The organism is Rhizobium sp. Leaf341 (genome assembly GCF_001424325.1).
Taxonomy (GTDB): domain Bacteria; phylum Pseudomonadota; class Alphaproteobacteria; order Rhizobiales; family Rhizobiaceae; genus Ferranicluibacter.
The window spans coordinates 988,831-1,009,393 of record NZ_LMPE01000003.1 but is presented as its reverse complement, the minus strand read 5'-3'; the positions used below and the strand labels follow the sequence as shown (position 1 = coordinate 1,009,393).

At 63.6% G+C, this 20,563-nt stretch carries 20 protein-coding genes; 8 read left to right on the top strand and 12 right to left on the bottom strand.

The genetic code is table 11. The features are described 5' to 3' along the window. Positions 1-23 precede the first annotated feature (23 nt). Positions 24-374, bottom strand: coding sequence for a MarR family transcriptional regulator (locus ASG03_RS06370; protein ID WP_062471381.1), 351 nt, complete (start codon positions 372-374; stop codon positions 24-26). Between the two features lie 166 nt (positions 375-540). Beyond that, complete coding sequence (xseA, locus tag ASG03_RS06365; protein ID WP_062693074.1) at positions 541-2,118, bottom strand: exodeoxyribonuclease VII large subunit; 1,578 nt, start codon at positions 2,116-2,118, stop codon at positions 541-543. A gap of 138 nt (positions 2,119-2,256) precedes the next feature. Here xseA and ASG03_RS06360 point away from each other — a divergent pair, with 138 nt between their 5' ends. Beyond that, positions 2,257-2,520, top strand: coding sequence for a spike base protein, RCAP_Rcc01079 family (locus tag ASG03_RS06360; RefSeq protein ID WP_062692924.1), 264 nt, complete (start codon positions 2,257-2,259; stop codon positions 2,518-2,520). 3 nt (positions 2,521-2,523) lie between these two features. On the opposite strand, the gene ASG03_RS06355 is transcribed toward ASG03_RS06360, so the two are convergent. Continuing rightward, entirely contained in the window at positions 2,524-3,510 is a 987-nt protein-coding gene (locus ASG03_RS06355; RefSeq protein ID WP_062471379.1) for a Gfo/Idh/MocA family protein, read from the bottom strand. Between the two features lie 240 nt (positions 3,511-3,750). On the opposite strand from ASG03_RS06355, the gene ASG03_RS06350 reads away from it, so the two are divergent. The 4 genes from ASG03_RS06350 (at position 3,751) to ASG03_RS06335 (ending at position 7,056) form a co-directional block, all read left to right on the top strand. Further along, positions 3,751-4,701 (top strand): aldo/keto reductase, encoded by a 951-nt coding sequence (locus ASG03_RS06350; RefSeq protein WP_062692922.1) that lies wholly within the window; start codon positions 3,751-3,753, stop codon positions 4,699-4,701. Positions 4,702-4,773: 72 nt separating this feature from the next. Beyond that, positions 4,774-5,673, top strand: coding sequence for a polysaccharide deacetylase family protein (locus ASG03_RS06345; protein ID WP_062693073.1), 900 nt, complete (start codon positions 4,774-4,776; stop codon positions 5,671-5,673). 1 nt (position 5,674) lies between these two features. Beyond that, complete coding sequence (locus ASG03_RS06340; protein WP_062692920.1) at positions 5,675-5,983, top strand: hypothetical protein; 309 nt, start codon at positions 5,675-5,677, stop codon at positions 5,981-5,983. Then, positions 5,980-7,056 carry a CobW family GTP-binding protein gene (locus ASG03_RS06335; protein ID WP_062692918.1) on the top strand — a complete coding sequence of 359 codons (1,077 nt, stop codon included), beginning with the start codon at positions 5,980-5,982 and terminating at the stop codon, positions 7,054-7,056. The genes ASG03_RS06340 and ASG03_RS06335 overlap by 4 nt, the downstream gene beginning before the upstream one ends. A gap of 81 nt (positions 7,057-7,137) precedes the next feature. Here the strand turns inward: ASG03_RS06335 and pheT are convergent, their stop codons facing one another. From pheT to ASG03_RS06305, 5 genes are all read right to left on the bottom strand, one after another. Then, positions 7,138-9,570: a phenylalanine--tRNA ligase subunit beta gene (gene pheT, locus ASG03_RS06330; RefSeq protein ID WP_062692916.1), complete on the bottom strand. Its 2,433-nt coding sequence runs from the start codon at positions 9,568-9,570 to the stop codon at positions 7,138-7,140. Positions 9,571-9,985: 415 nt separating this feature from the next. Beyond that, the gene (gene pheS, locus ASG03_RS06320; protein WP_062692912.1) at positions 9,986-11,071 is read right to left on the bottom strand and encodes a phenylalanine--tRNA ligase subunit alpha; all 1,086 of its coding nucleotides are present in this window, start codon (positions 11,069-11,071) and stop codon (positions 9,986-9,988) included. Positions 11,072-11,175: 104 nt separating this feature from the next. After that, positions 11,176-11,580 carry a 50S ribosomal protein L20 gene (gene rplT / locus ASG03_RS06315; protein ID WP_062471358.1) on the bottom strand — a complete coding sequence of 135 codons (405 nt, stop codon included), beginning with the start codon at positions 11,578-11,580 and terminating at the stop codon, positions 11,176-11,178. Positions 11,581-11,617: 37 nt separating this feature from the next. Further along, entirely contained in the window at positions 11,618-11,821 is a 204-nt protein-coding gene (gene rpmI, locus ASG03_RS06310; RefSeq protein ID WP_029620731.1) for a 50S ribosomal protein L35, read from the bottom strand. Between the two features lie 181 nt (positions 11,822-12,002). Beyond that, positions 12,003-12,953: a lysylphosphatidylglycerol synthase domain-containing protein gene (locus ASG03_RS06305; RefSeq protein WP_062692910.1), complete on the bottom strand. Its 951-nt coding sequence runs from the start codon at positions 12,951-12,953 to the stop codon at positions 12,003-12,005. Between the two features lie 159 nt (positions 12,954-13,112). Between ASG03_RS06305 and ASG03_RS06300 the strand changes: the two genes are divergently transcribed. Both ASG03_RS06300 and ASG03_RS06295 read left to right on the top strand, forming a co-directional pair. Beyond that, the gene (locus tag ASG03_RS06300; RefSeq protein WP_062693072.1) at positions 13,113-14,096 is read left to right on the top strand and encodes a glycosyltransferase family 2 protein; all 984 of its coding nucleotides are present in this window, start codon (positions 13,113-13,115) and stop codon (positions 14,094-14,096) included. Between the two features lies 1 nt (position 14,097). Beyond that, positions 14,098-15,642 carry a glycosyltransferase family 39 protein gene (locus ASG03_RS06295; RefSeq protein WP_062692908.1) on the top strand — a complete coding sequence of 515 codons (1,545 nt, stop codon included), beginning with the start codon at positions 14,098-14,100 and terminating at the stop codon, positions 15,640-15,642. Positions 15,643-15,770: 128 nt separating this feature from the next. On the opposite strand, the gene infC is transcribed toward ASG03_RS06295, so the two are convergent. After that, positions 15,771-16,307 carry a translation initiation factor IF-3 gene (gene infC, locus ASG03_RS06290; RefSeq protein WP_082475557.1) on the bottom strand — a complete coding sequence of 179 codons (537 nt, stop codon included), beginning with the start codon at positions 16,305-16,307 and terminating at the stop codon, positions 15,771-15,773. A gap of 212 nt (positions 16,308-16,519) precedes the next feature. On the opposite strand from infC, the gene ASG03_RS06285 reads away from it, so the two are divergent. Continuing rightward, a complete protein-coding gene (locus ASG03_RS06285) occupies positions 16,520-17,323 on the top strand; it encodes an alpha/beta hydrolase (RefSeq protein WP_062692906.1) in 804 nt (267 codons plus the stop codon). Between the two features lie 127 nt (positions 17,324-17,450). Here the strand turns inward: ASG03_RS06285 and ASG03_RS06280 are convergent, their stop codons facing one another. The 3 genes from ASG03_RS06280 to ASG03_RS06270 form a co-directional block, all read right to left on the bottom strand. Continuing rightward, positions 17,451-18,389, bottom strand: a complete 939-nt coding sequence (locus ASG03_RS06280) for a sugar phosphate isomerase/epimerase family protein (protein WP_062692903.1) — start codon at positions 18,387-18,389, stop codon at positions 17,451-17,453. Positions 18,390-18,460: 71 nt separating this feature from the next. After that, positions 18,461-19,618: a sn-glycerol-3-phosphate ABC transporter ATP-binding protein UgpC gene (gene ugpC / locus ASG03_RS06275; RefSeq protein WP_082475556.1), complete on the bottom strand. Its 1,158-nt coding sequence runs from the start codon at positions 19,616-19,618 to the stop codon at positions 18,461-18,463. Positions 19,619-19,672: 54 nt separating this feature from the next. Next, complete coding sequence (locus ASG03_RS06270; RefSeq protein WP_062471336.1) at positions 19,673-20,560, bottom strand: ABC transporter permease subunit; 888 nt, start codon at positions 20,558-20,560, stop codon at positions 19,673-19,675. Between the last annotated feature and the right edge of the window lie 3 nt (positions 20,561-20,563).

The following is a 20,563-nucleotide window of genomic DNA, read 5'->3' as shown; positions in this document are numbered from 1 at the left end:
GAAACGGCGTTTCAAACGACATATCAGAGGGACAGTCTACGGCCGCGATCAATGATCAGATCGCCGAGTTTTTCAAGATAGAGCGCGCCGGTCACGGTGCGTTTGATCACGACATTGCGCCGGTCGCGCTCGTCGCGAACCCGCTCCACCAGCCCACGTTCGCCCATCGTGTCCAGCGCTCGCGTGATCACCGGCTTGGTAACGCCCAAGGTGGCGGCGAGACCGCGGACCGTATGCGGCGGCGGCACGAGGTAGATGTGGAGCAGAATAGCCATCTGCCGCAGTGTCAAGTCGCCGGTCTCGACACGAACCTGATCGAGCGACACCGTGTGCCAGAGCGTCAGCGCCTGCGTTGCGGACAGTTCGACCGGCATGATCCCTCCGGGTTCTGGAAACGGATCCCAACTTGTCCCGGAAAATCGTTACGGAAGCGTTCTCGCCTGTCGGATCTCCGATGCATGCAAGGCGCGATCGGAGGCAGGACACGCTGCGTCTCTGATCGCGATCACGACCGAGAGTGCCTTACCGCCCGGACATTTCCTAGAACAGACTGCCCTGCTTTGCCGGCTCGGACGGCTCTGCGCTGCCGCGCTTGCGCGGCCTGGGTGCTGGTCCCTCGGTGGTGAGCGCGCCGACGGTGCCATCGGCAAATTGCAAGGCCACGGACTGGCCTGCCGACAGGGTGGCTGCGGCCTTGACTGGAGCGCCGTCCGCATCCCGCACGATCGCATAGCCGCGGGCAAGCACGTTCTGATAGGAGAGCGATTGCAGCACGCGGTCCTGTGCCGAGACGGTGCTGCGGGCCCGGCGCAGATCGGCAATGATGGCGGCCTCGGCCCGTCCCGAAAGGCCCTTCAGCCGATCGCCCGAGCGATGGATCTGCGACAGCAGCCGGGCGGGAAGGCCCCGCAAGGCCACATCCGCCGATGTTACGCGCGAGCCGGCCCGCGCGATCAGCCGCTCGACATTGCGTTCGGCCCGCACCATCCGTTCGAGGAGCCGCTGACGCCGATCGTTGATCCGGGCAGTCAGTATATCGGGACGAAGATGTGCCCCGACGCGCTCGAAACTGCGGCGCTTGTCGGCCGTGTTGCTGACCAGCCCGCGCACGAGCCCGGACGCCGCCTCGTCGAAACGGCGGCGCGGTAATGCGAGCACCTGATCGAGCGAGGGCAACGCGCGTGCCAGGGCCCGCAGTGACTGGCGGCGATTGTCCATATGCCGTCCGGCCGCGCTGCGCAGGCGGGCGGTCAGTGACGACAGCGTCGCCTCGAGGTCGGCGCGCACGGGCACTGCCATCTCCGCAGCCCCCGTCGGTGTCGGCGCGCGGCGGTCGCTCGCATGGTCGATGAGCGTCCAGTCTGTCTCGTGCCCGACGGCCGAGATCAGGGGAATGTCGGAGGCTGCGGCGGCCCGCACGACTGCCTCGTCGTTGAAGCCCCAGAGGTCTTCGAGACTGCCGCCGCCGCGCGCGACGATCAGCACATCGGGCCTCGCGATCGGCCCGCCGGGCGAAAGCGCGTTGAAGCCGCGAATGGCGGCTGCCACCTCGTCGCCGGAACCCTCACCCTGCACCTTGACCGGCCAGACGACGACATGCACCGGAAAGCGATCGGCAATGCGGTGGAGAATGTCGCGGATGACGGCTCCGGTTGGCGACGTCACGACGCCGATGACGCGTGGCATGAAGGGCAGGAGCTGCTTGCGGCTTTCCTCGAACAGACCCTCGGCGGCAAGCCTGCGCCGGCGCTCTTCCAGAAGTGCCATCAGGGCGCCGGCGCCCGCCGGCTCCAGCGTCTCGATCATGATCTGGTATTTGGAGGAGCCCGGGAAGGTGGTGACCTTGCCGACCGCGATCACCTCCATGCCCTCTTCGGGCTTGAAGCGCAGCTTGCCCATCGTGCCTTTCCAGACCACGGCATCGATCCGGGCGCGTTCGTCCTTCAGCCCGAAATAAGCATGGCCCGAGGAATGCGGACCGCGATAGCCGCAGATCTCGCCGCGGACGCGAACCTGGTCGAACGCCTGTTCCATTGTCCGCTTGATCGAGCCGGACAGCTCGGAAACGGAGTATTCCCACAGGTTGGAAGGCGAATCGGCATCGGAGGTAAAGCTCATGCGGCCATTCTGACGCGCCCGGGCCGTGAAAACCAGATGCGGCGGTCCGGCGAACAATCTTGCCACCGGTTTTCCACGCTCGGCCGGGGTGCCGCATCCTGTCGGCGAACGATCACCCCGAAAAAGGACCGCACCACCATGACCGACCGTTTTGCTCATACGGCAGACTCGCTCTCGAGCCCCGCCACCCATGCTTTCGACATCACGCCTGCCGACGACGCCGATCTCCCGGAAACGACCCGGGCGATTTTCGTGGGGATCGGCGGCGCGGTCGCGTTGCGGATGCAGTCAGGCGCCGTCGTTACGCTTGCCGGCATCTCCCAGGGCACGCTCCTGCCGGTGCGGGCCGATCGCATCCTGGCCACCGGCACGACGGCATCCGCCCTCGTCGGGCTGGTGTAAGCATCAAACGGCTTCCCAGCCGTCCTTGTCGCTGGCGCGGTAGATCGCGTCGATGAAGGCCTGGTTGGCGCGCGAGTTCTCGAGCGTCACCACGGCATCTTTGCTCCCCATGGCAGCGCGCGAAAAGGCTTCGGCCTGGAGCTTGTATTGGCGCGTGTCCTGGAAGCGGAAAAGCTGCGACTGGCTATGGTTCTGGTTGGTCAGGGCCACTTCCTGACGGCCGTAGCGTTCGGCGTTGAACGGGGAGGTCACCTCGATCACGCCCTCTTCGCCGTGGAAGACCATGACCTGGCGGGCGGCCAGCTGGGTTGAGATGTAGAAGGACAGCTCGAAGGCGCCAAAATCCGCCCTGACGCTCGAATAGATATCGGTGCCGAACGTCGCATCCCGCTCCGTGTTGGCCTGGACGCGCTGAGGCTCGAGGCCCGTTGAGAAACGGGTCGCCATGGTCGGGTACACGCCAATATCAGGAAGCCCGCCGCCGCCGAGTGCGGGAATGTTGCGCATGTTCGCAGGATCGCGGTTGAAATAGGTGAAGGCGCCCTGCACGTGCCGCAGCCGGCCGACGGCACCCTCGGCCAGCAGCGACCGCACCTTGTGCCAAACGGGGCTGTAGGTGATCATGTAGGCTTCCGAAATCAGGACGCCCGTCCGGTCGCGCGCCTCGATCAGCCGGTCGATCTCCTGCGCCTTGAGAGCGATCGGCTTCTCGCAGAGCACATGCTTTCCAGCTTCCGCCGCCCGGATGGACCACTCGACGTGCTGGGCCGTCGGCAGGGGGATGTAGACGGCGTCGATCACGTCGGACGCGAGCATCTCCTCGTAGCTGGCAAAGGCGTGCGGCACGGAAAACCTGTCGGCCATTTCGCGGGCCCGAGCGCCGTCGCGGCTGGCAATGGCGGTGACCACGCAGTTTTCTGCGTCCTGGATGGCGGGGACGACCGCATCGCGACCGATCTTGGCGGTCGACAGAATTCCGAACCTCAACATGCTGTGCTTCTCCCTGGATTGTGCGCCGGACTATGCCACGGCACGGACAGACTGTCTGTGTCGCGGCTTCCGGATCGCATCGCTTCCCCATGTTTTTGGCCGGCCTTACCCATCAGATCGACCTGCGACCCCTAGACCTTTTGGGGGGGTCGGCCCTGTCAGGCGGCCTTGCGGGCCCCTATGTCGAAGGCTGGGCGGATGCCCCGAACCTCTTCATCGAGATCGAACCGGAGAATTTTCATGGAAAAAAGACAGCTGGGCCGGACCGAGATCGCCATCGCGCCGCTGGTCTTCGGAGGCAATGTATTTGGCTGGACAGCGGACGAGACAACGTCCTTCCGTCTGCTCGACGCCTTCTTTGATGCCGGTTTCAACGCCATCGACACCGCCGACGTCTATTCTGCCTGGGCGCCGGGCAACAAGGGCGGTGAATCCGAGATGATCATCGGCAAATGGCTCCGTCAGACGAAGCGCCCGCGCGACGAGGTCGTGATCATCACGAAAGTTGGCTCCGATATGGGCGAGGGCCGCAAGGGACTTTCGGAAAAGTGGATCTCCAAGGCCGTCGACGATTCGCTGCTGCGCCTCAACACCGATTATATCGATCTCTACCTCTCGCACTGGCCGGATGCGGACACGCCATATGAGGAAACGCTTGGCGCCTACCAGGCCCTCGTGAAGCAGGGCAAGGTCCGCGCCATTGGGGCGTCCAACCTCGATGCGGGCCAGTTGCGCCAGTCGCTCGACGTTGCCCGGGAAAACGGCCTGCCGCGCTACGACGTTCTCCAGCCGGAATACAATCTCTACGACCGATCGAGCTTCGATGGCGCGCTGCGCAATCTCTGCATTGCCGAGGAGATTGGCGTCATCACCTATTACAGCCTCGCCTCCGGCTTCCTTTCGGGCAAGTACCGCTCGCACAAGGACCTCGAGGGCAAGGTGCGGGGCAAGAGCGTTGCCAAGTATCTCGATGGGCGCGGCATGCGCATCCTCGGCGCACTGGACGAGATCGCGGCGGAGAAGGCGGCGACGCAGGCTGAAATCGCGCTGGCCTGGATCATGGCGCGCCGCGGCGTCACCGCGCCCATCGCCAGCGCCACCAGTCTCGAACAGCTCCAGAGCCTGACGAAAGCCGCCGAGATCGAGCTCTCGGAGGAGGACTGTCGCCGGCTCAACGAGGCCAGCGAATAGGAAAGAGCCGTTGACCTGCCCGCAAGCCTCTCTAAGCTGAGGCTTCGGTGCCGTCGGATGAAAGGAATGGCCATGGCGAAAGAGATCTTCGTATCCTACGGCATCGATGTGGATGCCGTTGCCGGATGGCTCGGTTCCTATGGCGGCGAGGACAGCCCCTGCGATATCTCTCGCGGCGTCTTTGCCGGCAAGGTCGGCAGCGTCCGCCTTTTGAAGATGTTTCAGAAATGGGGCATCAGGACCACCTGGTTCATTCCCGGCCATTCCATCGAGACTTTCTGGGACGAGATGAAGGCGGTGGCCGATGCGGGCCACGAGATCGGCATGCATGGCTATAGCCACGAGAACCCGATCGCCATGACGCCTGAGCAGGAAGAGGCCATTTTCGACAAATGCGTCGAGCTGATCACGCAGCTTTCCGGTAAGCCACCACGCGGCTATGTCGCGCCCTGGTGGGAATTCGGCTCCAAGACCAATGCCCTGCTCAAGGAGAAGGGGATCCTCTACGATCATTCCCTGATGCACAACGACCACTTCCCCTATTACGTGACCGTGGGCGACGCGTGGACGAAGATCGATTATTCGCAGCATCCCTCGACCTGGATGAAGCCCTACGTGGCGGGGCCGGAGACGGACCTGATCGAAATCCCGGCCTCCTGGAACCTCGACGATCTTCCCCCGATGATGTTCATCAAGGCCGCGCCCAACAGTCACGGCTTCGTCAGTCCGCGCGATCTGGAACAGCAATGGCTCGACCAGTTCGAATGGGTCTACGAGAACTACGATTATGCCGTCTTCCCGATAACCATTCACCCCGACGTCTCCGGCCGGCCGCATGTGCTGAAGATGCACGAACGTCTGTTCGAAACGCTGAAGGGGTATGAGGGCGTGAAATTCGTCACGATGGAAGAGATCGCGCAGGATTTTGCCACCCGGTTCCCCCGTTCGGCTCCGGAGCGGCCAAAACCCTGACATGTGCGGCCTCTGCGGTGCCTTTGCCAATGCCGACCACTGGAGCCAGGGTGGCGACGCCGCGCGCATGACGGATGCCGTTCCGGCCGTCGAGCGCATGCGACAGGCGGCGGCGGCAAACCGTGTGCTGGCCCTGCGCGGTCTCAAACTGTCGGTCTGGGCCGACCGGTTTGTGCTGCGCGGGCCAACGGGCCGCAGCGTCGTGGTCGATAACCTGGGCACCCTCTGGCCGGCGGCCGATAGCCTGGGTGCGTGCGTTGATCCGCTAGACGCAGGCCTGATGTCACGGCTGGAAGACGACCAGACATGACGCGGGACCTGATCACCGCCAACGTGCTGACGGGATTTCTCGGCGCCGGCAAGACGACGCTTCTCAATCGGTTGCTGTCCGGTCCGGACCTTGCGGATACGGCCGTGATCATCAATGAATTTGGCGATATCGGTCTCGATCACCTGCTGGTCGAGTCTGTTGACGGTGATATCGTGCTCCTCAAGAGCGGATGCGTCTGCTGCACCGTTCGCGGCGACCTGAAGGACGCGGTGCTCGCCCTGTTCGAACGTCGTGCGCGTGGCGATATCCCGGCCTTTCGCCGGCTGGTCATTGAGACGACGGGCCTTGCCGATCCGGCGCCCATCATCGCGACGCTCGCCGCCGATCTGATGCTCAAATATCATTTCGCCATCGGCAATGTCGTCACGGCCATTGATGTACCGAACGGCTTGCACAATCTGGAGGCCTTCGAGGAAGCCGGGCGGCAGGTGGCGCTTGCCGATCGCATCGTTCTCACCAAGGCCGACCTCGCTTCCGGGCAAGATCTGGAGGCGCTCCGCCTCGCGGTGGAAGCGATCAACCCCGCAGCTATCATAACGACGACCATCGTGACAACCGGACGCGACAGCCGCGATAAGGGTCAAGCGAGATCCTCAGATGTGGCCGCGCTGTTGACGCAGGATATCCACGACCTCGCATCCCGCCCTGCAGAGGCGCGTCGCTGGGTAGCGGCCGCCCGTCATGGCGATCACGTCCACGCGACCCCTGACCGCAACCGTCATGGTGATATCCGCGCGATGTCCCTGACGATCGACCGCCCGATCGCCTGGGCCCGCTTTTCGCTCTGGCTGTCGCTGATGGTGCACCGACATGGGACGCGCATCCTCCGGCTGAAAGGCATCCTCGATATCGAAGGGGTTGGGTCTCCCGTCGTGGTGCACGGCGTCCAGCACCTGATCCATCCGCCCTTTCACCTCGCAGACTGGCCATGCGACAGGGCAAGCCTGCTGGTTCTGATCACAGACGGCGATCTGGGCGATCTCCAGCGTTCGTTGACGGCCTTCGTCGGCGCGCAGGCGAAAGTCCGGGCGAGCGTTCCCGCACGCACCTGAGAGCGCAACAGAAAGCCCCCGGAAAGAAGGCTTGCCGGGGGCTTGAGGAAACATCGCGAGACGGCCCGGCGGGCCCTTGCTTTACCCGCGCAGCACGCCGCCGGTGGTCTTCGTGACGTTGGCGACGATCTTTGCAGTCAGCGCCTCGAAGTCCTCGTCCGTCAGGGTGCGTTCTGCCGGCTGGATGACGACCTCGACGGCGACCGATTTCCTGTTTTCGCCGAGGGACGCGCCCTCGAACACGTCGAAGACGGTCACGCCCGCGACCAGCTTGCGGTCGGCACCCGAGGCTGCCTTGACGATGGCCGCCGCTTCAACCGAACGATCGACGACGAAGGCGAAGTCGCGCTTCACCGCCTGGAATGGCGAAAGCTCGAGCGCCGGCTTGGTGCGGGTGGCCTTCTTCTTCGGCTCTGGCAAGGCATCGACGAACACCTCGAAGCCGGCCAGCGTGCCGGAGACGTCGAGAGCCTCCAGCGTTTTCGGGTGAAACTCGCCGAAGACGCCGAGCGTGATTTTCGGGCCGTACTTGATGGTGCCGGACCGACCCGGATGGAACCAGGCGGGGGCGCCCGCCTCGATCTGCACATTGGCCATGGGGACGCCGCAGGCTTCAAGCACCGCCAAGGCATCGGCCTTGGCGTCGTAGACATCCACCGGCTTGCCGCCGCCGCTTCTGGCATTCGACCAGGCGCGGCCTGAACCTGCAAGGCCCGCCGTACCGCGACGGATGCCGCCGGCCACGCGTCGCTGACCCTCCGGCCGATCATTTTCATAGGTGCCGGACACCTCGAAGATCGCAACGTCGCCGTAGCCCTTGTCGGCATTGCGCTGCGCCGCCGTCAGGAGACCCGGCAGCAGCGACGGCCGCATGTCCGACATGTCGGCCGCGATCGGATTGGAGAGTGCCAGCGCCGGCTGGCCGCCGCCAAAAAGGCTTGCCTGGGCCTTGGGGATGAAAGACCAGGTCACGGCCTCCAGCATGCCGCGGGCAGCGAGCGCCCGCTTGGCCAGCCGCGTGCGGATCTGCAGCGGCGTGAGGATGCGCGTGTTGACCGAGACGTCCCGCGCGAGCGGCACCGGACGGATGTGATCGACGCCGTGGATGCGCATGACCTCCTCGACCAGATCCGCCTTGCCGTCGACATCAGGACGCCACGAGGGCACTGTGACCCGGAACCGCCCGGCGTCTGCCCCGTTCTCGACGCCAAAGCCGAGCCCGCGCAGGATCGCGACGCTTTCCTCCGCGCCGACATCAAGCCCCGTCAGGCGCTTGACCTCGGACACGGGGAAATCAACGGTTTTCGGATCGGTGTTCGGACCCTGCACGACATGGGCCTCGGCCGGCGTACCGCCGCAGAGTTCCAGAACCAGTTCGGTGGTACGGTCGAGGCCGGGAAGCATGTAGGCCGGATCGACGCCCCGCTCGAAGCGGTAGCGCGCATCGGTGATGATTCCGAGGCTTCTGCCCGTACGGGCGATGTTCATCGGATCCCAGAGAGCGGACTCGATCAGGACGTCCGTGGTGGTCTCGTCGCAGCCCGAATGTTCGCCGCCCATCACGCCGCCGATGGACTCCACCCCGGTTTCGTCGGCAATGACGACATGGCTGGGCGTCAGCTTGTACGTGCGCTGGTCGAGCGCCAGGACGGTCTCGCCGTCCAGGGCACGGCGCACCGTGAGATGGCCCTTGACCTTGGCTGCGTCGAAGACATGCATCGGCCGGCCCATGTCGAAGGTCATGTAGTTGGTGATGTCGACGAGCGCGTTGATGGGGCGTAGACCGATGGCGATCAGCCGCTTCTGCATCCAGGCAGGGCTCGGTCCGTTCTTGACGCCCCGCACGAGGCGCAGTGAAAAGCCCGGGCAAAGATTGACGTCGGCACCGAGGTCGAGCTTGACCTCGACAGGGGTCTGGCCCTCCGCCCGGAATGTCGGCGCCGGCCGCGCCTTCAGCGTGCCCAAGCCGGATGCCGCGAGATCGCGCGCGATACCATGGATGCTGGTGCAGTCCGGTCGGTTTGGCGTGAGGTTGATCTCGATGATCGGATCGTCGAGCCCGGCATAGGCGGCAAAGCTCGTGCCCACGGGCGCGTCGGCCGGCAGGTCGATGATGCCGTCATGGCTGTCGGAGATCTGCAGCTCGCGCTCCGAGCACATCATGCCCCGGCTTTCGACGCCACGAATGGTGCCGACGGACAGCGTCACGTCGATTCCGGGAACATAGGCGCCCGGCGCCGCGAAAGCCCCGATGAGGCCAGCGCGCGCATTGGGCGCACCGCAAACGACCTGGACCGGCTGTCCCGCGCCTGTGTCGACCATCAGCACCTTCAGCTTGTCGGCCTGGGGATGCTTTTCCGCCGACAGCACCTTCGCAATGACGAACGGCCGGAACGCCGCCTTGTCGTCGATATGCTCGACCTCAAGCCCGATCGCTGTCAGCCGCGTGCAGATCTCGTCGAGCGCGGCATCCGTTTCGAGATGGTCCTTCAACCAGGAGAGTGTGAATTTCATGATTTCGCTCTTTGAAGAGCAGACACGTTGCCAGCAATCGGCAGTCTGCGGGTTGCAACTGGTCGAGCAGATCGATGACGCGTTCTGCATCGCTAAGAAGTGCCTCGGCCTCAACGAGAGGAAAAAGCGCTTTGTCCGGGCCGGATCGCCGGCCCGATGCCGTTCTTCCTTCAGGCAGAACATCAAATGGCCGAGCGTTTTCGAGACGGCATGATCTTCAACGGTGATCGCGTCAGCGCATTCGTCCGTGGTCCATCTCAGTCTTCATCGCCTTCGTGAGACATGTCATCCGCGTTCATGTTCGAGGCGTGACCGGGACATGCCCAAAGGAGAGGCTGCGATGGATCGGTGGGCCAGGAACTCTGCAGGAACATTCATCCCGTCCTCCTTTCGCGCGTGACGTTTTTTCAGCCTATCACCCGCTCAACCCCCCGAACAGCGTCGGCATGTCGAGCGGGCGGAAGCCGTAATGGGACATCCAGCGGACGTCGGCATCGAAGAAATTGCGCAGGTCCGGCATGCCGTATTTCAGCATGGCGATGCGGTCGAGACCCATGCCCCAGGCAAAGCCCTGGTAGACGTCGGGATCGAGACCGCCGGCGCGCAGCACGTTGGGGTGCACCATGCCGCAGCCCAGGATCTCCATCCAGTCGGTGCCCTCGCCAAACTTGACGATTGGACCCGAGGAGCGATCGCACTGGATATCGACCTCGAAGCTCGGCTCGGTGAAAGGGAAGAAAGAGGGGCGGAAGCGCATCGTGACCGTGTCGACCTCGAAGAAGGCCTTGCAGAATTCCTCAAGCACCCAGCGCAGGTTGGCAACATTCGCCTTGGTGTCGACCACGAGGCCTTCGACCTGGTGGAACATCGGCGAATGCGTGGCGTCGGAATCCTGCCGGTAGGTCTTGCCGGGGATGATGATGCGGATCGGCGGCTTCTGCGCCTCCATCGTGCGCACCTGCACGGGCGAGGTGTGCGTGCGCAGCACCTTGCGTGCGCCGCTCTCGTCCGGCGGGAAGAAGAACGTGTCGTGCATCTCACGCGCCGGGTGGCCATCGGGGAAATTCAGTGCCGTGAAATTGTAGTAGTCCGTCTCGATATCCGGACCTTCGGCGATCGAGAAACCCATGTCGGCGAAGATCGCGGTAATCTCGTCGGTGATCTGGCTGATCGGGTGGATCCGGCCGCGCTCGGCCGGCGAGGCGCGCACCGGCAGGGTCACGTCGACGGTCTCGCGGGCCAGGCGCTCGGCGATCGCCGCGTCCTTCAGATCCGCCTTGCGGGTTGTGATCGCCTCGCCGATGACGGTCTTCAGCGCATTTATCGCCGCGCCCCGAGTCTGTCGCTCTTCCGGCGTCATCGTGCCCAGCGTCTTCAGCAGTTCGGAAATCGAGCCCTTCTTGCCGAGTGCGGAAAGACGCACCGCCTCGATCGCGGCCTCGCTGTCGGCAGAGGCGATCTCGCCGAGAAGAGTGCTTTGCAAAGTGTCGAGGTCGCTCATTCGTCTTCTGCCTTGTCGGTGGGGCGTGTTCAAAAACGGAAAAACCCGCGCTAGCCTGCCAGCGCGGGTTTCCCAAAGTCTTCAGTCGTCAGGGAAGCGCTGGCTTACTTGACCGCGCTTTCAAACTCGTTCTTCGTGCCGGCGTCCTTCAGGTAGGCCAGAGCCGACTTGGAGGCTTCGACCAGCGCGCCGAAAGCTGCGGCTTCATGGATGGCCATGTCCGACAGAACCTTGCGGTCGACTTCGATGCCGGCCTTGTTCAGGCCGTCGATGAAGCGGCCATAGGTCAGGCCATGCTCGCGGACAGCGGCGTTGATACGCTGGATCCAGAGCGCACGGAAGTTGCGCTTGTTGACCTTGCGGTCGCGGTAGGCGAACTGCTTGGAACGATCGACGGCAGCCTTGGCTGCACGGATCGTGTTCTTGCGACGGCCGTAGAAGCCCTTCGCTGCCTTCAGAACCTTCTTATGCTTTGCATGAGCGGCTACGCCGCGCTTTACACGTGCCATGGTATGATCTCCTTAAAATCCAAAAGTGCCAGACGTCTCAGAGACCGTTGGGCAGGTAGTTCTTGATGACCTTCTTGCCATCGGGCTCGGCCAGCACCATCGTGCCGCGGGCGTCGCGAATGAACTTGTTGGACCGCTTGATCATGCCGTGGCGCTTGCCGGCGGCAGCTGCTACGACCTTGCCGGTCGCGGTGATCTTGAACCGCTTCTTGGCAGAGGACTTCGTCTTCATCTTGGGCATTTTGCTACTCCATTCTGATTATGTGAGGTGACTGACGAGGTCTCCTCGAGCGTAAAAGAACGGCCACGGCATGCCCTGCCGGACCGTTCGGACGGCGGCTTATAACCGCAGGCAGGAAAAAGAGCAACAGGCCCGGTACGGGATTCTCCGCGCGATGCCCGACGCCGAGGCCGTATGCAGGTCAATGCACAGCGTGTCTGCGGGAGAGAAGCGGCAGGATCAGCGAGATCGCGGTGCCGACGAGGGCGGAAACGACCACCAGCAGATGCGTGTTGACGCTGGCGGCAGTCAGGGTCTCCAGCGCGCCCGGCGCCCGCGATGCACCCAGTGCCGCGGCACCGGCCGCGATGCCGGCGGGGTAGGTTCCCACGCCCGCAGGCGCATGGACCGGAAGAATCGAGGAGATCTCGCCGCCCAGTGCTCCCCCGACACTGGCCGCAAGCGGGGCGACGCCCATCAGGGCCAGCACCCAGGCAAGCACCGCGATCTTGACGCCCCAGTTGAAGACCGTGAGAAACCAGGCTCTGCCGAACCCGCCGAGGTCTGCCGGGATGCCGGCGTCGATGTCGTCGATGAGCCCGGTCAACCGTGCGGGAAGCCTACGCGTTGCAAGGGCGACGAGGCGTGCACGCAGAAAAAACAGGAGGAGCGGCAGGACAAGAAACAGCGCCCACAGCGCGCCTGCGATCGCGGGTTGCCTCGCGGTCGCCACGAGGCCGATGCCGCCTGAGGCGAGAAGCGCATGAAGATCAAGCAGGCGCAACACGAGCAGCGATGCGGCGCCCCGGGCCAGCGGCACACCGAACTCCGAGCGCATCAGCAGCGGAAAACTGGTCTCGCCGGTGCGCAGCGGCATCATGATGTTGAGAAGATTGTGGATCTGCGTCACCCTGAAGAGGGCAACGAACCGTCCTTTCGTCTCGTGGCGGAAGTAGTCCTGGATACGATGGGTGCGAATGAAATAGGTGGCCACAAGCAGCGCCAGCGCCATCATCCCTGTGCCCGGTCCCACCGCCTGCCAGCGGGAGAGGATGTCGCCCCATCCCAGGAACCATTGGAGGAAGCCGGCATAAAGACCGATGACGCCGAGGGTGATCAGCGGTGCGCGATGGCGCTTCTGGAAGGCCTGCATGCTCTTGAACCTTGGTTCCTGGACCTTGCGCCGCTCTCGCCCGTAAGCTGAGACTGACAGCGGATTGCTCTCGGTAAGTGCCTGCTATAACAGATGCGCGGGTAAGAACAGATATGTCCGGAGCATCACGTGCAGGAAGCCTCTTCAGAAACCGAGATCATGCCAGGGGCTGACGTCCGCCGCGAGGCGGAGGTCGAGCTTTCGGTTCTCATTCCGGTCTGCAACGAGGAGGACAATATCGCGCCCTTGTTCGACCGGATCTGCGATGCCCTGAAAGATTTCGGCAAGCCGTGGGAATTGATCATTGTCGATGACGGTTCCACCGATGCAACGCTGCTCAACTGCCGCAAGCAGCTGGATCGTCCCGGCCTGGATTTGCGGATCATTGCGTTCCAGCGCAATTTCGGCCAGGCGGCCGGCATTCAGGCCGGCATGGATGCAGCGCGTGGTCGTCTTCTCGCCACGCTCGACGGCGACCTGCAGAACGACCCTTACGACATTCCAAAGATGATCGAGACGCTGGAGGCCCGCGAACTTGACCTTCTGTGCGGCTGGCGCAAGACGCGGCAGGACGGCCTGGTGTTGCGGCTCATTCCCTCCTGGATTGCCAACCGGCTGATCCGCAGAATTACCGGCGTCCATATTCACGACTATGGCTGCGGTCTGAAACTCTACCGGACCGAAATTCTCAAGCATGTCCTGATCATCGGCGGCATGCATCGCTTCATCCCGGCCTGGGTCGCCAACGTGGTCCCGACCTCGCGGATCGGCGAGATGGTGATCGACCATCATCCGCGCCAGTTCGGCACCTCGAAATACGGGATATCGCGAACCTTCAAGGTGGTGCTCGATCTCCTGTCCGTGATGTTCTTCATGCGCTTTCGCCAACGTCCGGCACAGTTTTTCGGCTCGATCGGCCTTCTCTTCGGCGGCCTTAGCGCTCTGATGTTGGTCTATCTCGCCTGGGCCAAGTTTGTTCTCGGGCAGGATATCGGAACACGGCCGATGTTCACCACCGCCTTCATGCTGTTCATCGCCGCCGTTCAGATGATCACCACCGGCGTCCTCGCGGAAATGCTCGTTCGGACCTCCGGAAGCGAGGCGAGCTATATCGTCCGCAAGGTCTACGAACGGGACCGTTGACATGGTGGAGTTCCTGTCGCGGAACCGCGGATGGCTTTACGGCCTGTTTGCGCTCTATTTTGCCGTCAACCTGCTGCTGCGGCTGGCGCTGCCGCATTCGCTGGAACTTGACGAAGGGCAGCAGCTGTTTCTGGCACAGGGCCTGGCGCTCGGCTATGACAGCCAGCCGCCATTCTACAACTGGCTGCAATACGGCGTCGTCCAGCTGTTCGGCAATACGCTTCTGGCGCTGTCGATTCTCAAGAACGCGATGCTGTTTGCGTGTTTTACGCTGGTCGGCATGATGGCAGCCCGGATCATCCGCAATCCCGTTCTCGTCGTTATCGCCGTGTTCGGCATGCTGACCATTCCGCAGATCGTCTTCGAGGCGCAGCGGGACCTGACCCATACCGTGGCCGTCCTCTTTGCGGCCTGTCTTTTCGTCTATGCGCTGGTCACGACCTTGCAGCGGCCGACGGCTCCCCATTATGCGCTGACCGGTCTTGCCATCGGCATCGGGGTCATCGCGAAATACAATTTCGTCCTCTTGCCGGTCGCAGCCCTCGTCGCCGTTCTCCTGGATCCGGTTTTCCGGCGCCGCCTTTTCGATGTCCGCCTTATCCTGACGATCGTCGTCGCCCTTGCGATCGCCGCGCCGCACGGACTGTGGTTCCTCGATCATCTCCAGACGGCCACAGGCCGCACGCTCGACAAGTTGATGCAGGATGAAGATACCGGCCGTCTGGTGCAGATCGGCGAAGGCCTTTTGTCCCTGGTGCAGGCGCTGGCCGCGTTTTCGGTCGCCACCATCCTTCTGTTTGGGGCGGTGTTCGGCCGGCAATGGCGCGCCGCCTGGCGTTTGCAGAGCTCCTGGTCGCGGCTGATCGGCCATATCTTCGCAGTGCTCGTCCTTGCGCTTGTCCTGCTGGTCGTGGTTGGGGGCGCGTCACACATCAAGGCGCGGTGGCTGACGCCGTTCTTCTTCCTGCTCCCTGTCTATCTCGCGTTGAAGATCGATCTGCTGGACCAGCCGCTCGGGCCGGCGCCAAAACACTTTGGCCGCATCGCGATGTTCATCATGCTCGTGGTGCCGCTGGTGCTTTTCCTGCGTGTGCCTGCTGCGCGGCTGACGGGCGATTACAAGAAGATCAATGTTCCCTACCAGCCTGCGATCGAGGCGATCCTGTCGACGGGTCGGCATCGCCCGACCCTGATCGCGACGGTCGAGGAGCAGATGGCGGGCAATCTGAGACTGAACGCACCCGATATCCCGGTAACGATCCCGGGTTCGGAGACGTTTGAGCCGCCGATCACCTTCGATGCCGAGCATCCGCTGCTGATGGTCTGGCGCGACGACGGGAAAGCGGATGCGCCGCTCGATCCGGCATTGCGGGCCTGGCATGACGCCTATGTCCGCGCCGCCACCGGAAACGCGCCTGCCGGGCCGATCGCCGCGCAGGACATCGCGAGACCCTATTATTACGGCCGGCCGGGGGATCTCTACCATATCCGCTATGCCTGGGTATACCCGTCGGCGCCTTCAGGCAGCGCCGCCGATAGCCCGTAGGCCGGGGTCGCGTTTAACCTCGAGCCAGCAAAAAGCCGTCCGGGACGAGGTCGCGAACGGCTTTTGAAAAATGGTCGAGGCCATGACGACATGCGGCCTTGCGGCAGCCTGCCTGCAGCCCGACGGCATTATCTCGGTGCGAGCACCATCATCATCTGGCGGCCTTCGAGCTTGGGCTCGGCTTCCACCTTGGCAATGGTCGTGGTGTCTTCCTTGACCTGAAGCAGAAGCTTCATGCCGAGTTCCTGGTGCGCCATTTCACGGCCACGGAACTTCAGCGTCACCTTGACCTTGTCGCCTTCTTCGAAGAAGCGGTTCATCGCGCGCATCTTCACCTCATAATCGTGAGTGTCGATGTTCGGACGCATCTTGATCTCCTTGATCTCGATGATCTTCTGCTTCTTGCGCGCTTCGGCGGCCTTCTTCTGGGTCGCGTACTTCATCTTGCCGAGATCGAGGATCTTGCACACCGGCGGTTCGGCGTTCGGCGAGATCTCCACGAGATCGAGGCCGGCTTCCTCTGCCATGCGAAGTGCCTGGTCGGTCGGCACGATGCCCTGGTTGCCGCCCTCGGCATCAATCAGCTGGATCCGGGGAACGCGGATCTCCTTGTTGGAACGGGGGCCGTCCTTGACCGGGGCATCAGTTTTGAAAGGTCTGCGAATGGTCGTACTCTCCTCGAGTTGTTGACGACGTCTTGATGGTGGACGAGGCAGGATCCGAAAGCGGCGCTGGCCGCGGGATTGCCTGGATCGTTTGAGGCGACGTCTTTACCACAGGTCGGAAAGAAAATCACCACCTGTCATGCGCCCGCAAAATCTGTTTTAGAAGAAATTCGGCCGCTTTCTGTTGATGCGTCGCCCCGGAAGGAACGGATATGTCGCTTACCCCCCAGCTTGTCCAGCCTCAGACCCTCGATGTCGGAAACGACGGCGCCGCCCGGCGCATCGCCTACATCCTGCAGGGCGGCACCGACGGGGCGAAGCCTACGCTCGTCTGGCTCGGCGGCTACCGCTCGGACATGAGCGGCACCAAGGCGGTGGAGATCGAGCGCCATGCCCGTGAAACGGGCTGCGCCTGCCTTCGGCTCGATTACTCCGGCCATGGCGCCTCGGGCGGCGCCTTCCGCGACGGCACCATCTCGCGCTGGCTCGAAGAGAGCCTCGCCGTGATCGACCACGCCGTCCACGGACCGATGATCCTCATCGGCTCGTCCATGGGCGCCTGGGTCGCGCTTCGGGCCGTCCAGGTGCTGCGCGCGCGGGGGGAGGGGACGCGCATCGCCGGCCTCGTGCTCATCGCCCCGGCGCCGGATTTCACCGTCGACCTGATCGAGCCGAACCTGACGGAGGCAGAGCGGGCCTCACTCGCAGAGCGCGGCTATTTCGAGGAGCCGACGCCGTATGGCCCCGACGCCAATATCTATACTGCCGGCCTGATCGCAGACGGACGGGAAAACGTCGTGCTGTCCGGCATGATCGAGACGGGATGCCCCATCCATATCCTCCAGGGCATGGCGGACCCCGATGTGCCCTTCTCCCATGCCCTGAAGCTGATGGAGCACCTGCCGGCCGATGACGTCGTGATGACGCTCATCGGTGACGGCGATCATCGCCTTTCCCGAGCGGAGGATATCGAGCGCATCCTCGCGGCCATTGATGGGGTGATGGCGACGGCGTGACCGGTCCGGCGACGGCCCGCCGGACGAATGCATGTCGCCCGAACGTGTGCAGTGGTTTCGGGAAACGACATGCATCACAACAAGACCGTAAAGCGCTTTGCGTGAATCCTTTTTCACGCAACGCGCTTTAGGCGCGCAAAGCCTCGCGCGTTCCGGCAGCGGCACGTTCGTTGACCAGCGTGGCAAGCTTGCGGGCATGCGACAGGCAGGCCGGTTGCTGGTCCATGAACCGGCCGGAATCGATCTCCATGATCAGCGTCGTGTCGGGCAGGAAGGTCAGCTCGGAGAAGATCTCGTCCCAGGCGATGTCGCCCCAGCCAATTGGCAGGTGCAGATCACCGATGCCGAGCGCGGTCGCCTCCGCCGTGTGGTAGAAGGTCTTCTTCGTATAGGGCAGGCCGAAACTGTCATGGACGTGCAGATGGCCGGTGACCGGCGCCATGGCCCGGAGCTCCTCGCGGAAATCGAGCCCCTTGAAGGTCGATTCGATATAGGCGTGCGAGAAGTCGATCAGTGCCACGACATTGTCGGAGCCGATTGCCCGCACCGTTTCGGCCACCTGGCGCGGCGTCTGGCGATACTGGCCGCTTTCCGTTGTGAAAATGTTTTCAAGCACGATGCGGACACCATAGCCGCGAGCGACCTCGCCCATTTCGGCCAGTGCATCGCGTTCCATCCGATCAAGATCCGCCCCGGTCTCGTCGGGCCCGAGAAGGGCTGCGCCCGAATGGTGCACGAGGATGCCGGCTCCGAGCCGGTCGCAAAGCTCCAGCATCGCCCGGACGACTTTCTTCTGCAGGTGCAGATGCTCGCGATCCATGAAATTGGAAACGATTTGCCCGTGCAGCGAGAGCTTGTGGAAATCATACGGTCGCACGATCTCGGCAACCCTGCGGGTCCGGTCCTCGATGATCCGGCCGCCGGCGATGATCTCTTCACCGTAGATGCCGATCTCGCAGGCGTTGGCGCCGGTTTCGGCGATCTCGCGCAGCGAGGCGTCGAGAACCGACAGGTCCCCCTTGCCGGTCCGGTTGCAGAAGCCGACGGCGGAAATGATGTCCTTCATGGCGGAGCCTTTCTCTGTGTCCTGAAGAGGTTTGCTCGCGGGCACGCCCGCTGAGGATGTCGATCTGTCGTTCAAACAGCTTCCGTGGCTCTCAGCCCGGTCTCCTGCTCGTTCACGCGGTCATTCTCCGGGCCGAGCCCAAGGCGCCCTGCCGAATGCGTCACGTCGAGCCGCTTGCCGGTCTCGCGGTGAAAGACGTGCAGTTGCGCCGGCGGCAGGGCAAGGCCGATCAGGTCGCCGGGCGCCAGACGAATATCAGGCGGGATGGCGGCCGCAAAGATCCGGCTGCCGAAGGCGACGTGCACGATCCGTCCCGAGCCGAGCTCCTCGACGAAGTCGACGCGGGCCGGTTGACCCTGTCCGGCCGGCAGCACGCGGCATTCTTCCGGGCGGATGCCGAGCGTTATCTGGCGACCGCCAAGCGCGGCTGCAATGGCCGGGGGCACCGGGATCGCCAGGTGTTCGTGACGGGCAACGGCGTCAGCGGCATCGATGCTGCAGTCGATGAGATTCATGGGCGGCGCGCCGATGAACGAGGCGACGAAGGTGCTCGCCGGACGATGATAGATGTCGAGCGGCTGGCCGACCTGCTCCACGTGGCCCTTGTTCATGACGACGAGCTTGTCGGCCAGTGTCATTGCCTCCACCTGATCATGGGTCACGAAGACGGAGGTGGCCGACAACCGCTGATGCAGCTTGCGGATCTCGGCGCGCATCGTGACGCGCAGCGTCGCGTCGAGGTTCGACAGCGGTTCATCAAACAGGAAGACGCCAGGCTCGCGGATGATGGCGCGCGCCATGGCAACGCGCTGACGCTGCCCGCCCGAAAGGGCTGCCGGCTTGCGTGTGAGATAATCGCCAAGACCCACGATTCGCGCCGTTTCCGCAATGCGTGTCCGGCGCTCGGCTTTGGGCACGCCGGCCACTTTGAGGGCATAGCCGATGTTGTCGGCCACCGTCATGTGGGGGTAGAGCGCATAGTTCTGGAACACCATGGCGCAGCCCCGCTCGCGCGGCTCGAGCTTGTTGACGACGCGGCCGTTGATCTCGATCTCGCCGCCTGTGATGTCCTCGAGGCCGGCGATCATGCGCAGCAGCGTGGACTTGCCGCAGCCGGAAGGGCCGAGGATAACGACAAATTCGCCCGAGGCGAAGGCAAGGTCGATGCCGTGAAGCGTCGCGGTCTTGCCGTAGGATTTGCGGACGGCCCGAATGGTGATGTCAGCCATGGGTGAAGCCTTTCTGTGGGTGCCGCTTGAAGTGGCCGTTTGCCGGATGGAAGATCATTTCTCGCTGGAGACGAGACCGCGGACGAACCAGCGCTGGAGGACGGCGACGACGAGAAGCGGCGGCAGCATGATGATGAGGGCGCCGGCCAAGGTGACGTTCCAGTCCGGCAGGGCATTTTCGTGCGGCACCAGCGAACTCAGCGACATCATGGTCGTCTTGTAGGCGGGATCGGTGATCATCAGCAGCGGCCAGAGATACTGGTTCCAGCCATAGACGAACATGATGGTGGTGAGGGCGAGCATGTTTGTGCGCGAGAGCGGGAGCAGCATGTCGATGAAGAAGCGGGCAGGCCCTGATCCGTCCATGCGCGCGGCTTCGGCCAGTTCGTCCGGAAGCGTGAGGAAGAACTGGCGATAGAGAAAAGTCCCAGTAGCCGTCGCCACCAGTGGCAGCGTCAGCCCGGCATAGGAATTGAGCAGGTTCCACTCGACTGACACGGTGATGCCGGTCGCCCAGGCGATCGCCAGGCGGATCGGCTCGAACAGATCCGCGGCCACCGCATAGGTCGGGACGACGCGGACCTCGAGCGGAAGCATCAGCGTGATGAAGACGATCCAGAAGAAGACGTGCTTGAGCGGCGTGCGGAAAAAAACGATCGAGAAGGCGGTGAGCGCCGACAGCGCAACCTTGCCGATGGTAACGAGGCTCGCCATGACGAAGCTGTTCAGCATGGCTGTGCCGAGGTCCGCCCGCGTCCAGGCGGCCGTCATGTTGGCGATCAACTGGTTCTGCGGCAGGAAGTTGAAGGGCACGGCATTGACCTGCTGCATCGTCTGGCTGGCTGCGGCCACGATCACGGCGAAGGGGCCGATCAAGAGGAGGAAGCCGAGGGCCATGAGACCGTAGGTGAAGGCGTCGGCATAGGGTGTGCGCTGGATCACGGC

Coding starts and splice junctions, on each gene's coding strand:
- ASG03_RS06345 (WP_062693073.1), top strand. CDS start 4,774: ATGGCGAAAGAGATCTTCGTATCCTACGGCATCGATGTGGATGCCGTT.
- ASG03_RS06355 (WP_062471379.1), bottom strand. CDS start 3,510: ATGTTGAGGTTCGGAATTCTGTCGACCGCCAAGATCGGTCGCGATGCG.
- ASG03_RS06295 (WP_062692908.1), top strand. CDS start 14,098: ATGGTGGAGTTCCTGTCGCGGAACCGCGGATGGCTTTACGGCCTGTTT.
- rplT (WP_062471358.1), bottom strand. CDS start 11,580: ATGGCACGTGTAAAGCGCGGCGTAGCCGCTCATGCAAAGCATAAGAAG.
- ASG03_RS06350 (WP_062692922.1), top strand. CDS start 3,751: ATGGAAAAAAGACAGCTGGGCCGGACCGAGATCGCCATCGCGCCGCTG.
- ASG03_RS06280 (WP_062692903.1), bottom strand. CDS start 18,389: ATGAAGGACATCATTTCCGCCGTCGGCTTCTGCAACCGGACCGGCAAG.
- ASG03_RS06360 (WP_062692924.1), top strand. CDS start 2,257: ATGACCGACCGTTTTGCTCATACGGCAGACTCGCTCTCGAGCCCCGCC.
- ASG03_RS06285 (WP_062692906.1), top strand. CDS start 16,520: ATGTCGCTTACCCCCCAGCTTGTCCAGCCTCAGACCCTCGATGTCGGA.
- xseA (WP_062693074.1), bottom strand. CDS start 2,118: ATGAGCTTTACCTCCGATGCCGATTCGCCTTCCAACCTGTGGGAATAC.
- ASG03_RS06305 (WP_062692910.1), bottom strand. CDS start 12,953: ATGCAGGCCTTCCAGAAGCGCCATCGCGCACCGCTGATCACCCTCGGC.
- ASG03_RS06335 (WP_062692918.1), top strand. CDS start 5,980: ATGACGCGGGACCTGATCACCGCCAACGTGCTGACGGGATTTCTCGGC.
- rpmI (WP_029620731.1), bottom strand. CDS start 11,821: ATGCCCAAGATGAAGACGAAGTCCTCTGCCAAGAAGCGGTTCAAGATC.
- ugpC (WP_082475556.1), bottom strand. CDS start 19,618: ATGGCTGACATCACCATTCGGGCCGTCCGCAAATCCTACGGCAAGACC.
- pheS (WP_062692912.1), bottom strand. CDS start 11,071: ATGAGCGACCTCGACACTTTGCAAAGCACTCTTCTCGGCGAGATCGCC.
- pheT (WP_062692916.1), bottom strand. CDS start 9,570: ATGAAATTCACACTCTCCTGGTTGAAGGACCATCTCGAAACGGATGCC.
- ASG03_RS06340 (WP_062692920.1), top strand. CDS start 5,675: ATGTGCGGCCTCTGCGGTGCCTTTGCCAATGCCGACCACTGGAGCCAG.
- ASG03_RS06300 (WP_062693072.1), top strand. CDS start 13,113: ATGCCAGGGGCTGACGTCCGCCGCGAGGCGGAGGTCGAGCTTTCGGTT.
- ASG03_RS06370 (WP_062471381.1), bottom strand. CDS start 374: ATGCCGGTCGAACTGTCCGCAACGCAGGCGCTGACGCTCTGGCACACG.